The 12,770-nt window shown below is 70.2% G+C and carries 6 protein-coding genes; 3 read left to right on the top strand and 3 right to left on the bottom strand.

Annotation, left to right across the window (positions count from 1 at the left end):
- Positions 1–42: 42 nt before the first annotated feature.
- The 3 genes from treS to IM697_RS36095 form a co-directional block, all read right to left on the bottom strand.
- Entirely contained in the window at positions 43–1,743 is a 1,701-nt protein-coding gene (gene treS, locus IM697_RS36105; RefSeq protein ID WP_194040392.1) for a maltose alpha-D-glucosyltransferase, read from the bottom strand.
- Entirely contained in the window at positions 1,740–3,851 is a 2,112-nt protein-coding gene (locus IM697_RS36100; RefSeq protein WP_194040390.1) for an alpha-1,4-glucan--maltose-1-phosphate maltosyltransferase, read from the bottom strand. The genes treS and IM697_RS36100 overlap by 4 nt, the downstream gene beginning before the upstream one ends.
- A gap of 237 nt (positions 3,852–4,088) precedes the next feature.
- Positions 4,089–5,291, bottom strand: a complete 1,203-nt coding sequence (locus IM697_RS36095) for a S8 family peptidase (protein ID WP_194040388.1) — start codon at positions 5,289–5,291, stop codon at positions 4,089–4,091.
- Positions 5,292–5,633: 342 nt separating this feature from the next.
- On the opposite strand from IM697_RS36095, the gene IM697_RS36090 reads away from it, so the two are divergent.
- The 3 genes from IM697_RS36090 (at position 5,634) to IM697_RS36080 (ending at position 12,743) form a co-directional block, all read left to right on the top strand.
- A complete protein-coding gene (locus IM697_RS36090; RefSeq protein WP_194040386.1) occupies positions 5,634–8,252 on the top strand; it encodes a glycosyltransferase family 1 protein in 2,619 nt (872 codons plus the stop codon).
- A 56-nt stretch (positions 8,253–8,308) separates the two neighbouring features.
- Positions 8,309–10,375: an NAD(+) synthase gene (locus tag IM697_RS36085; RefSeq protein WP_228044307.1), complete on the top strand. Its 2,067-nt coding sequence runs from the start codon at positions 8,309–8,311 to the stop codon at positions 10,373–10,375.
- A 301-nt stretch (positions 10,376–10,676) separates the two neighbouring features.
- Positions 10,677–12,743, top strand: coding sequence for a M4 family metallopeptidase (locus IM697_RS36080; protein ID WP_194040384.1), 2,067 nt, complete (start codon positions 10,677–10,679; stop codon positions 12,741–12,743).
- Positions 12,744–12,770: the final 27 nt, after the last annotated feature.

The raw sequence follows: 12,770 nt of genomic DNA, 5'->3' as shown, positions 1-12,770 counted from the left end.
CGTGCCCCGGGCGGGACGGCGGAAACCGCCCCGCCCGGGCTCTCAGGCGGCGTCCTTGCGCAGCCGGAACCAGTAGAAGCCGTGGCCCCCGAGGGTCAGCAAGTACGGGAGGTCACCGATGGCCGGGAATCGCACCCCGCCGGACAGCTCGACGGGATGTCGACCATTGAACCTCCGCAGATCGAGTTCCGTCGGCTGGGCGAAACGGGAGAAGTTGTTCACGCACAGGACGAGATCGTCCTCGTATTCGCGCAGGAAGGCGATCACGGCCGGATTCGACGACTGGAGCTCGGTGTACGTGCCGAGTCCGAACGCCGGGTTCTGCTTGCGGACCTCGATCATGCGCCGGGTCCAGTGCAGCAGGGAGGACGGCGAGGACATCGACGCCTCGACGTTCGTCACCTGATAGCCGTAGACCGGGTCCATGATGGTCGGCAGATACAGCCGTCCCGGGTCGCACGACGAGAATCCCGCATTGCGGTCCGGGGTCCACTGCATCGGCGTGCGGACGGCGTCCCGGTCACCGAGCCAGATGTTGTCGCCCATGCCGATCTCGTCGCCGTAGTACAGGATCGGCGAGCCCGGCAGCGACAGCAGCAGGGCGGTGAACAGTTCGATCTGGTTGCGGTCGTTGTCCAGCAGCGGCGCCAGCCTGCGCCGGATGCCGATGTTGGCGCGCATGCGGGGGTCCTTGGCGTATTCCGCCCACATGTAGTCGCGTTCCTCGTCGGTGACCATTTCCAGGGTCAGCTCGTCGTGGTTGCGCAGGAAGATGCCCCACTGGCAGCGGGAGGGAATGGACGGGGTCTTGGCGAGGATTTCCGAGACCGGATACCTCGACTCCCTGCGCACCGCCATGAAGATCCGCGGCATCACGGGGAAGTGGAACGCCATGTGGCACTCGTCGCCGCCGCTCTGGTAGTCGCCGAAGTAGTCGACGACGTCCTCCGGCCACTGGTTCGCCTCCGCCAGCAGCACCGTGTCCGGGTAGTGGGCGTCGATCTCCTTCCGCACCCGCTTGAGGAATTCATGCGTCGCGGGAAGGTTCTCGCAGTTCGTGCCTTCCTCGGCGTACAGGTACGGCACCGCGTCCAGCCGGAAGCCGTCGATGCCCAGATCCAGCCAGAACCTCAGCGCCGAGAGGATCTCCTCCTGGACGGTCGGGTTCTCGTAGTTCAGATCCGGCTGGTGGGAGAAGAAGCGATGGAAGTAGTACTGCTTGCGGACCGGGTCGAAGGTCCAGTTGGACGCCTCCGTGTCGACGAAGATGATCCGGGCGTCGGCGTAGGCCTTGTCGTCGTCGGCCCATACGTAGTAGTCGCCGTAGGGCCCTTCGGGATCTCTTCTCGACTCCTGGAACCACGGGTGCTGGTCGCTGGTGTGGTTCATGACGAAGTCGATGATGACGCGCATGCCGCGCTGATGGGCGGAGTCGACGAATTCCACGAAGTCGGCGAGGTCGCCGAATTCGGGCAGGACCGAGGTGTAGTCGGAGACGTCGTAGCCGCCGTCGCGCAGGGGGGATTTGAAGAAGGGCGGCAGCCACAGGCAGTCGACGCCGAGCCATTGCAGGTAGTCGAGTTTGGCGGTCAGGCCTTTGAGGTCGCCGACGCCGTCGCCGTTGCTGTCCTGGAAGGAGCGGACCAGGACCTCGTAGAAGACGGCACGTTTGAACCAGTCGGGGTCACGATCCTTGGCAGGGGTGTCCTCGAAGGTGTCCTGAACGGGCTCGTTGACGATCATTTTGTGGGTGACCCTCCGATCTGCGGGGTGGACGGTCGCAGAACACGAAAGATGTGCGCGGGCGCGTGGCCCGGCTCGAGGCGCACATAGTTGGCCCTGCCCCAGTGATAGGTCTCGCCGGTGAGCTCGTCGCGCACCGGCACCGACTCGTGCCAGTCCAGGCCGAGTTGCGGCATGTCCAACGAGACCGTCGCCTCCTGGGTGTGGTGGGGATCGAGGTTGGCGACCACCAGAACCGTGTTCGAGCCGTGCCGCTTCGAGTACGCGATCACCGGTTCCTTGTCCGCGTGGTGGAAGTGGAGGTCGCGGAGCTGGCGCAGGGCCGGATTCTCGCGCCGGATGGCGTTGAGGCGGGTGAGCAGGGGGGTGATGGTGCGGCCCTCGCGTTCGGCGGTGTCCCAGTCGCGGGGGCGCAGCTGGTACTTCTCGGAGTCGAGGGATTCCTCGCTGCCGGGGCGCAGGGGGGTGTTCTCGCACAGTTCGTAGCCGCTGTAGATGCCCCAGGTGGGGGAGAGGGTGGCGGCCAGGACGGCGCGGACCTCGAAGGCGGGCCGGCCGCCGGTCTGCAGGAACTCGTGCAGGATGTCGGGGGTGTTGGCGAAGAAGTTCGGCCGCATGTAGGCCGCCGCCTCCCCCGACAGCTCGGTCAGGTACTCGGTCAGTTCCTGTTTGGTGTTGCGCCAGGTGAAGTAGGTGTAGGACTGCTGGAAGCCGGTCTGGGCCAGGGTGTGCATCATCGCGGGGCGGGTGAACGCCTCGGCCAGGAAGATCACGTCCGGGTCGGTGCGGTTGATGTCCGCGATCACCCGCTGCCAGAACAGCACCGGTTTGGTGTGCGGGTTGTCGACGCGGAAGATGCGCACCCCGTGGGCCATCCAGTGCCGCAGCACCCGCAGGGTCTCGGCGATCAGGCCGTCCAGGTCCGCGTCGAAGGCGATGGGATAGATGTCCTGGTACTTCTTCGGCGGGTTCTCCGCGTAGGCGATGGTGCCGTCGGGGCGGTGGTGGAACCACTCGGGGTGCTTGTCCACCCAGGGGTGATCCGGCGAGCACTGCAGGGCGAAGTCCAGGGCCACCTCCAGGCCCAGCTCACCCGCCCGCGCCACGAACCGGTCGAAGTCCTCGATCGTGCCGAGACCGGGGTGGATCGCGTCGTGGCCGCCCTCGGGGGAGCCGATCGCCCAGGGCACGCCGACGTCGTCGGGGCCGGCGGAGAGGGTGTTGTTGGGGCCCTTGCGGAAGGTGGTACCGATCGGGTGGATCGGCGGCAGGTAGACGACGTCGAAGCCCATGGCGGCGATGGCGGGCAGTCGGCGGGCGGCGGTGGTGAAGGTGCCGTGGGGGTGTTCGGAGGTGCCCTCGGAGCGGGGGAAGAACTCGTACCAGGAGCCGTACAGGGCCCGTTCGCGTTCCACCAGCAGCGGCAGCGGATCCGACGCGGTGACCAGATCCCGCAGCGGATACCGCCCCAACACCGCGTCGACCTCAGGCGTCAGCGCCGCCGCCAACCGCCAGGCGGCCGGGCGGTCCTCGTCCCGCAGGGCCTCGACGGCCGTGAGGATCACCGGCCGACCCTCGCCCTCGGGCACATCGGCGGCGGCGCGCTCGTACAGCCGCGCGCCCTCCTCCAGCACCAGGTCCGTGTCCATCCCGGCCGGGATCTTGATCTGGGCGTGGCGCCGCCAGGTCGCGACCGGGTCGCCCCAGGCCTCCACATGGTAGGTCCAGTGACCGGGTGCACCGGCGGTGACGTCGGCGCCCCAGCGGTCGGTGCCGGGGGCCAGTTCACGCATCGGTGTCCACGGGCCGGGACGGCCGTCCGGGTCGGTCAGCACGACATTGGCGGCCACGGCGTCGTGGCCCTCGCGGAACACGGTCGCCGAGATCTCGAAGGTCTCGCCGGTCACCGCCTTCGCGGGCCTGCGCCCGTGCTGGACGATCGGACGGACGTCGAGAACCGGTATGCGCCCGACGCCGCCGGCCAGGTCGGTCATGGAGGATCGCTCCGGGGCCGGCGGTCCGGGGTCGGCGGTGACGGTGCGGGGCGCCGGTGGCGCTTCGGCGCGAGGCGTCGGGGGTGAGGACGACTGGTGGTGCATGGCGGGCATGACCGCTCCTGTCCGCGTCAACGTGGGTGGGCGGATGGCTGTGGGGAGGTGGGTCCTGCGTGGTGGTGCGCAGTGCGCCCGGGGGCGCACGGGTGGGGTGTACCGAAGGAGCCTTCCCACCCTATTCGGGTGGGCAATCCGGCACTTTGTTAACTACTCACGCGTATGTCTACGCACAAGACCGGCCCCGTTCCAGCAGAACGGGGCCGGTGTCCGCACTTCGGCGTGAAGAGGGCGCTACGAGCCCGGTACCTGCAGCAGTTTGTTCGGCGAGCCGAGCCCGCGGCCGGACACCTTGCCGGACGCGGCCTGCGCCACGAGCGCCCTGGACACCTGTGCGGGCGGTGCCTTGGGATGGTCGGCCAGATAGAGCGCGGCGGCGCCCGCCGCGTGCGGCGACGCCATCGACGTACCGGAGAAGGTCGCCCGGCCGGTGTCGCTCCGGTACGACGCGGAGGTGATCGACACGCCCGGGGCGAACAGGTCCAGCGCCGGGCCGGTGTTGGAGAAGCCCGTCCGTGCGTCCTTGCGGTCGGTGGCGCCGACCGTGATGGCCTCCCGTACCGCCGCGGGGGAGTACAGGCCGGCCGGCAGCCCGTCGTTGCCCGCCGCGACCGTGTAGGTGACGCCGGAGGCGATGGAGTTGCGTACGGCGGCGTCCAGCTGTGTGTTGCGGTAGCCGCCGAGGCTGACGTTGGCGACCGCCGGCTTCTTGGCGTGCCTGGTCACCCAGTCGATGCCCGCGATGACGTCGGACGTGGTGCCGCCGCCGGCGTTGTCGAGGACGCGTACGGCGACGACCTTGGCCTTCTTGGCGACGCCGTACTTCTTGCCCGCGATGGTGCCGGCGACATGGGTGCCGTGACCGTTGCCGTCACTCGCGACGCGGTCATTGCCGACGAAGTCCCAGCCGTGGCTCGCCCGGCCGCCGAAGTCCTTGTGCGAGACGCGGATGCCGGTGTCGATCACGTACACCGTCACTCCCGCCCCCGCGGACTCGGGCCAGGTGTAGCTCCGGTCCAGGGGCAGGTTGCGCTGGTCGATGCGGTCGAGCCCCCAGGACGGCGGGTTCTTCTGGGTGTGGGCCGGCGTCACACGGGTGTCCTGGACGACCGAGGCGACCCGGGGGTCCGCCGCGAGGCGCCTGGCCTGTCTCTCGCCCGCCTGGATGGCATAGCCGTTGAGAACCGTGCCGTAGGTGTGGCTGATTTTCGCCCCGTACTTCTCGGCGAGGCTCTTTCCGGCCGACGACGGAGCCTTCGTTCCCCCCTTGAGTGTCACCAGGTAACTGCCGCTGACGGTGCCGGGTTTCCCGGCGCCGAGTATCTGCCCCTCCGGTGCGGCGTGCGCGGGCATGGTGGTGGCCGAAAGTGCGGCGACACAGGTCACCGCGGTCAGGCCACCCGCCCGGCGCAGACGCCGCGAAAGCGTCCGTGCCATGGTGTGAGTTCCCCTCCTCGACTCGGCGCACCGCGGCCCTGGAACGCCAGGTGCACCCGGCCCGGCCGATGCGCCGACTGTCACCCTCTCGTGAGGTGAGAAGTCGCCACAAGGACGCCTACGGGGGCGGAATCGGCCATACCGGCCATGGGGGATGTGTAAAGGTTGCGGCCGATTTCAGCCGGAGGCACGGCTTCTGCCGACCTGCGGACGGGCGCCCTCTTGGCTGGAGAGTCGCAAAACGCGCTGTGGTTACGAAGCCCCGCATACCGATACCGTCGGGGGCGATGACGGGACCCACACCGCCGTGGGCCCCCTGCCACGCGCTGCCCGAGGTGAACCGTGAAGGCGATCCGTCGATTCACCGTCCGACCTGTCCTCCCCGAACCCCTCCGGCCCCTGAGCGACCTGGCGCGCAATCTGCGCTGGTCCTGGCATGCCGAGACCCGCGACCTCTTCCAGTCCGTCGACCCCGAGCGCTGGGCCGCCTCGGGCAACGACCCCGTCCGGCTGCTGGGCAGCGTGTCGTCCGAGCGGCTGGCCGAGCTCGCCGAGGACCGCCGGTTCCTGCGCCGCCTGACCGCGGTCGCCGGCGACCTCGACGACTACGTCACCGGTGCGCGCTGGTACCAGGACCAGTCCGCCGAACTGCCCGCCGCCATCGCCTACTTCTCGCCCGAGTTCGGCATCACCGCCGCCCTGCCGCAGTACTCCGGCGGCCTCGGCATCCTGGCCGGCGACCACCTCAAGGCGGCCAGCGACCTCGGTGTGCCGCTGATCGGCGTGGGGCTGCTGTACCGGCACGGCTACTTCCGCCAGACCCTGTCCCGGGACGGCTGGCAGCAGGAGCACTACCCCGTCCTGGACCCCAACGAGCTGCCGCTCACCCTCCTGAAGGAGCCCGACGGCACCCCCGCCCAGGTCTCCCTGGCCCTGCCCGGCGGCAGGTCGCTGCACGCCCGCGTCTGGCTGGCGCAGGTCGGCCGGGTGCCGCTGCTGATGCTCGACTCGGACGTCGAGGACAACGACCTCGGCGAACGCGGCGTGACCGACCGGCTCTACGGCGGCGGCAGCGAGCACCGGCTGCTCCAGGAGATGCTGCTGGGCATAGGAGGGGTCCGGGCGGTCCGTACGTACTGCCGCCTGACCGGCCACCCCGCCCCCGAGGTCTTCCACACCAACGAGGGGCACGCCGGCTTCCTGGGCCTGGAGCGCATCGCCGAACTGGCCGCCAGGGGCCTGGACTTCGACTCCGCCCTGGAGGCGGTCCGCGCCGGTACCGTCTTCACCACCCACACCCCCGTCCCGGCCGGCATCGACCGCTTCGACCGCGAGCTGGTCGCCCACCACTTCGGTTCCGACGCCGAACTCCCGGGCATCGAGGTCGAGCACATCCTCCGGCTCGGCATGGAGACCTACCCCGGCGGCGAGCCCAACCTCTTCAACATGGCCGTGATGGGCCTGCGCCTTGGTCAGCGGGCGAACGGCGTCTCGCTGCTGCACGGCAACGTCAGCCGCGAGATGTTCTCGGGACTGTGGCCGGGGTTCGACCCCGAAGAGGTCCCGATCACCTCCGTCACCAACGGCGTGCACGCCCCCACCTGGGTCGCCCCCGAGGTCTTCCGCCTCGGCGCCCGCCAGATCGGCGCCCGGCGCACCGAGGACGCGATGACCGTCGGCGGCTCGGACCGCTGGGACGCGGTCGGGGAGATCCCCGACCAGGACGTCTGGGAACTGCGGCGGGCGCTGCGCGAGCAGCTCGTGCTGGAGGTGCGCGAGCGCCTGCGTGTCTCCTGGCGGCAACGCGGCGCCGGAACGGCCGAGTTGGGCTGGATCGACGGGGTGCTGGACCCCGACGTCCTCACGATCGGATTCGCGCGCCGGGTCCCGTCGTACAAGCGGCTGACGCTGATGCTGCGCGACCGCGACCGCCTGATGGACCTGCTGCTGCACCCGGAGCGGCCGATCCAGATCGTGGTGGCGGGCAAGGCGCACCCGGCGGACGACGGCGGCAAGCGCCTGGTCCAGGAGCTGGTGAGGTTCGCGGACGACCCGCGCGTGCGCCACCGCATCGTCTTCCTGCCGGACTACGGCATGGCGATGGCCCAGAAGCTCTACCCGGGCTGCGACATCTGGCTGAACAACCCGCTGCGGCCCTTGGAGGCGTGTGGCACTTCGGGCATGAAGGCGGCCCTGAACGGCTGCCTGAACCTGTCGGTCCTTGACGGCTGGTGGGACGAATGGTTCCAGCCCGACTTCGGCTGGGCGATCCCCACGGCGGACGGCACCGCCACGGACCCGGACCGGCGCGACGACATAGAGGCGGCGGCGCTGTACGACCTGCTGGAACAGCGCGTCACGCCCCGCTTCTACGAGCGCGGCCCGGCCGGCCTGCCGGACCGCTGGATCGAGATGGTCCGCCAGACCCTCACCCTGCTGGGCCCGAAGGTCCTGGCGGGCCGGATGGTCCGCGAGTACGTGGAACGCCTCTACACCCCCGCCGCGCACGCCCACCGCGCGATGACGCCGGACGCGGCGCGTGAGCTGGCCACCTGGAAGGCACGGGTCCGTTCGGCGTGGCACGACGTGAGCGTCGACCACGTGGAGACGTCCGCGGCCATGGCCACGGCGGAACTGGGCTCGACGCTCGGTCTGCGGGTGCGGGTCGGGCTGGGCGGGCTGGGACCGGACGACGTGGAGGTCCAGGTCGTCTCGGGCCGCGTCGACTCGGAGGACCGCATCGCGGACGCGTCGACGGTGCCGCTGAAACCGGAGGGCAGCCCGGACGCGGAGGGTCGCTGGGTGTACGAGGGGCCCCTGTCCCTGGACCGCACGGGACCGTACGGCTACACGGTCCGCATCCTCCCGGCGCACCGCCTGCTGGCGTCGAGCACGGAGCTGGGACTGGTGGCCGTGCCTTCCGAGGAGGTGGGGGAGGGGGCCGGGGTGTTGATGCGGTGACAGGGGTACCGGGGGACCGGTACCGGTGGCCCGGCTGAGCAGGCGATCTATGCTCGATGGCAGTACTGTCCGCCTCTCCTGGGGAAGTCCCGTTGAACTTCTGGTCGATCTACCAGCACGGCTTCGCGCGGGTCGCCGCGTGTACGGGCCACACAGTCATCGCCGACCCGCGCGCCAACGCGGAGGCCGTGCTGCGGCAGGCGCGCCGGTGTGCGCGGGAGGGGGTCGCCGTCGCCGTCTTTCCCGAGCTGGGGCTGACGGGGTACTCGATCGAGGACCTGCTGCTGCAGGACGCGGTGCTCGACGAGGTCGAGGAGGCGGTCCGGGCCGTGGTCGCCGGGTCGGCGGAGCTGCTGCCCGTGCTGGTCGTCGGGGCGCCGCTGCGCCATCGCCACCGGATCTACAACTGCGCGGTGATCGTGCATCGCGGCCGGATCCTGGGCGTGGCGCCGAAGTCGTACCCGCCGAACTACCGGGAGTTCTACGAGCGCCGGCAGATCGCCTCCGGTGAGGACGAGCGCGGCGGGACCATCCGGGTCGGCGGCGAGGAGGTGCCGTTCGGCATCGACCTGCTGTTCGAGGCGGAGGACGTCCCGGGGCTGGTCCTGCACGCCGAGATCTGTGAGGACATGTGGGTGCCGGTGCCGCCGAGCGCGGAGGCCGCGCTGGCCGGGGCGACCGTGCTCGCCAACCTCTCCGGCTCCCCGATCACGGTGGGCCGGGCCGAGGACCGGCGGCTGCTGTGCCGGGCGGCGTCCGCGCGCTGTCTCGCGGCGTACGTCTACTCGGCGGCCGGTCTGGGGGAGTCGACCACCGATCTGTCCTGGGACGGGCAGACCATGATCTACGAGAACGGCGCGCTGCTGGCCGAGACGGGCCGGTTCCCGCTCGACGACCAGTACGCCGTCGCCGACGTCGACCTCGACCTGCTGCGGCAGGAGCGGCACCGGATGGGCACGTTCGACGACAACCGGCGCGCGCACGCCGGGCGGACCGGAGACTTCCGGAGAATCGGCTTCCGGCTCGACCCGCCCACGGCGGACCTCGGGCTCGAACGCCGTGTCGAGCGGTTCCCGTTCGTGCCCGCCGACGCCGACCGGCTCGCCCTGGACTGCTACGAGGCGTACAACATCCAGGTCGCGGGCCTCCAGCAGCGGCTGGGCGCGATCGGCGGCCCGAAGGTCGTCATCGGGGTGTCCGGCGGGCTCGACTCCACGCACGCGCTGATCGTCGCCGCCCGGGCGATGGACCGCGCGGGCCGCCCGCGCAGCGACATCCTCGCCTTCACCCTGCCCGGCTTCGCCACCAGCGACCACACCAAGGACAACGCCCACAAGCTGATGAACTCGCTCGGCGTCACCGCGGCCGAGCTGGACATCACGCCGACCGCCCGCCTGATGCTCAAGGAGATGGGCCACCCCTTCGCGGCCGGCGAGCCGGTGTACGACGTCACCTTCGAGAACGTCCAGGCCGGCCTGCGCACCGACTACCTGTTCCGCCTCGCCAACCAGCGCGGCGGCATCGTGCTCGGCACCGGCGACCTGTCGGAGCTGGCGCTGGGCTGGTCCACGTACGGCGTGGGCGACCAGATGAGCCACTACAACGTCAACTCCGGTGTGCCGAAGACGCTGATCCAGCATCTGATCCGCTGGGTGATCGGCAGCGAGCAGTTCGACGAGGAGACCGGCAGGACGCTGGCCGCGATCCTCGACACCGAGATCAGCCCGGAGCTGGTGCCGGGCGAGGAGATGCAGTCGACGGAGTCGAAGATCGGGCCGTACGCGCTGCACGACTTCACGCTCTTCCACGTCCTGCGGTACGGCTTCCGGCCGTCGAAGATCGCCTTCCTGGCGTGGCACGCCTGGCACGAGGCGGACGCGGGCGCCTGGCCGCCGGGGTTCCCCGAGGCGAAGCGGGTGGCGTACGACCTGGCCGAGATCCGGCGCTGGCTCGAGGTGTTCTGCCGTCGCTTCTTCGCGTTCGCACAGTTCAAGCGGTCCGCCATGCCGAACGGCCCGAAGGTCTCGGCCGGCGGCTCGCTCTCGCCGCGCGGTGACTGGCGCGCGCCGTCGGACGGCAACGCGGCCGCCTGGCTGCGGGATCTCGCCCGCATCGACGACTGAGCCCGAAGGACACGGCCCAAGCCGTCCGGTTCGTTTATCGAACGTGAACTCCCGGACAACGGACGATTTCCGGCCAACTTTCTGACGCGGCCCTGACAGGAACTGCGGTCACCTGACACGCTTCCCACGGCCGCGACACAGCAACCCCACAACACCGTCACACGGTCGCCCGACGGTGCCCGCGGCCGAGCTCCCGCACCCGCACGTCGTTCTGCGTACCACCACGTTCCGCCCGGACGGCCCACCCGCCGGCCGGTCTCCCCTGGCCGCGTGATCCGCGGCCGCGCAGAAGGAGTCAGTGTTGAGAGACAGTTCCTCCCACAGACGCACCCCCCACACAGCACAACGCCACACGACGCACCGCCGGGCCGCCGCCGTCGCCCTCGTCGGCGTCTCCGCCCTGATCGCCGCGGCCGTCCAGACGGGCGCCGCCACCGCAGCCCCGGAGAAGGCACCGTCGGCCGCGGGCAAGGTCATACCGGGCGCCGAGTCCGTCAAGCTCTCCCCCGCCCAGCGCGCCGCGCTGATACGCGAGGCCAACGCCACCAAGGCGGACACCGCCAAGGACCTGGGCCTGGGCGCCAAGGAGAAGCTGGTCGTCCGTGACGTCCTCAAGGACGGCGACGGCACGCTCCACACCCGCTACGAGCGCACCTACGACGGCCTGCCCGTCCTCGGCGGCGACCTGGTCGTCGAGACCGCCGAGTCCGGCGCGACCGAGGCCGTCGTCAAGGCGACCCGCACCGCCATCGAGCCGGCCACCACCGCGGCCGCCGTACCCGCCGCCAAGGCCGAGAAGCAGGCGCTGGCCGCCGCGAAGGCCGAGGACGCCAAGAGCCCCGACGTCAACCGGGCGCCCCGCAAGGTGATCTGGGCCGCGAACGGCAAGCCGACCGTGGCCTACGAGACGGTCGTCGGCGGCTTCCAGCACGACGGCACCCCGCAGGAGCTGCACGTCGTCACCGACGCCACCACCGGCGCGAAGCTGTACGAGTGGGAGGCCATCGAGACCGGCACCGGCAACACGGTGTACTCCGGCACGGTCGACCTCACCACCACCCAGTCGGGTTCGACGTACAACCTCACCGACGGCGCGCGCGGCAACCACAAGACGTACAACCTGGGCCGCGGCACCTCCGGCACCGGCACCCTCTTCTCCGGCTCCGACGACGTCTGGGGCAACGGCAGCCCGTCCAACCTCGAGTCCGCGGGCGCCGACGCGCACTACGGTGCCGCGCTGACCTGGGACTACTACAAGAACGTGCACGGGCGCAGCGGCATCCGCGGCGACGGTGTGGGCGCGTACTCCCGGGTCCACTACGGCAACAACTACGTCAACGCGTTCTGGTCCGACAGCTGCTTCTGCATGACGTACGGCGACGGCTCGGGCAACGCCAACCCGCTGACGTCCATCGACGTGGCCGCGCACGAGATGACCCACGGGCTCACCTCCAACACCGCGGGCCTCAACTACAGCGGCGAATCCGGCGGTCTGAACGAGGCCACCTCCGACATCTTCGGCTCGACCGTCGAGTTCTTCGCCAACAACTCCTCCGACGTCGGTGACTACCTCATCGGCGAGGAGATCAACATCAACGGCGACGGCACCCCGCTGCGCTACATGGACAAGCCCAGCAAGGACGGCGCGTCCAAGGACGCCTGGTACTCCGGCATCGGCTCCATCGACGTGCACTACTCGTCCGGGCCCGCGAACCACTTCTTCTACCTGCTGAGCGAGGGCAGCGGCACCAAGACCATCAACGGTGTCACCTACGACTCGCCCACCTCGGACGGCCTTCCGGTCACCGGCATCGGCCGCGCCAAGGCGGAGAAGATCTGGTTCCGCGCGCTGACCACCAAGTTCACCTCGACCACCAACTACTCGGGCGCCCGCACCGGCACCCTCGCGGCGGCCGGCGAGCTGTACGGCACCACGAGCGCCGAGTACAAGGCGGTGCAGGACGCCTGGGCCGGCGTCAACGTGGGCACGCGCTCCGACGGGGGCGGCGGCGGTGGCGGCACGACCTTCGAGAGCGGCACCGACGTGTCGATCCCGGACAACGGGGCGGCCGTGACCTCCGCGATCACCGTCTCCGGCCGGACCGGCAACGCGCCGTCCAACCTCCAGGTCGGCGTGGACATCGTGCACACCTACGTCGGTGACCTCAAGGTGGACCTGCTCGCCCCCGACGGCACGGCGTACACGCTGAAGGCGTACGGCGCGGGCGGGAGTTCGGACAACCTGAACACCACGTACACGGTGAACGCCTCCTCGGAGACCGCCAACGGCACCTGGACGCTGCGGGTCCAGGACAACGCGGCCATCGACACCGGCTACATCAACGGCTGGAAGCTCACCTTCCCGTAAGCCGTTCGCGACGCGGCCAGGACAGGG

Origin of the sequence: Streptomyces ferrugineus (assembly GCF_015160855.1) — a bacterium.
Lineage (GTDB): Bacteria > Actinomycetota > Actinomycetes > Streptomycetales > Streptomycetaceae > Streptomyces > Streptomyces ferrugineus.
Note: the sequence above shows the minus strand (reverse complement) of the source record. Positions and strands in the feature narration are given on the sequence as shown.

Coding starts and splice junctions, on each gene's coding strand:
- treS (WP_194040392.1), bottom strand. CDS start 1,743: ATGATCGTCAACGAGCCCGTTCAGGACACCTTCGAGGACACCCCTGCC.
- IM697_RS36100 (WP_194040390.1), bottom strand. CDS start 3,851: ATGCCCGCCATGCACCACCAGTCGTCCTCACCCCCGACGCCTCGCGCC.
- IM697_RS36095 (WP_194040388.1), bottom strand. CDS start 5,291: ATGGCACGGACGCTTTCGCGGCGTCTGCGCCGGGCGGGTGGCCTGACC.
- IM697_RS36085 (WP_228044307.1), top strand. CDS start 8,309: ATGGCAGTACTGTCCGCCTCTCCTGGGGAAGTCCCGTTGAACTTCTGG.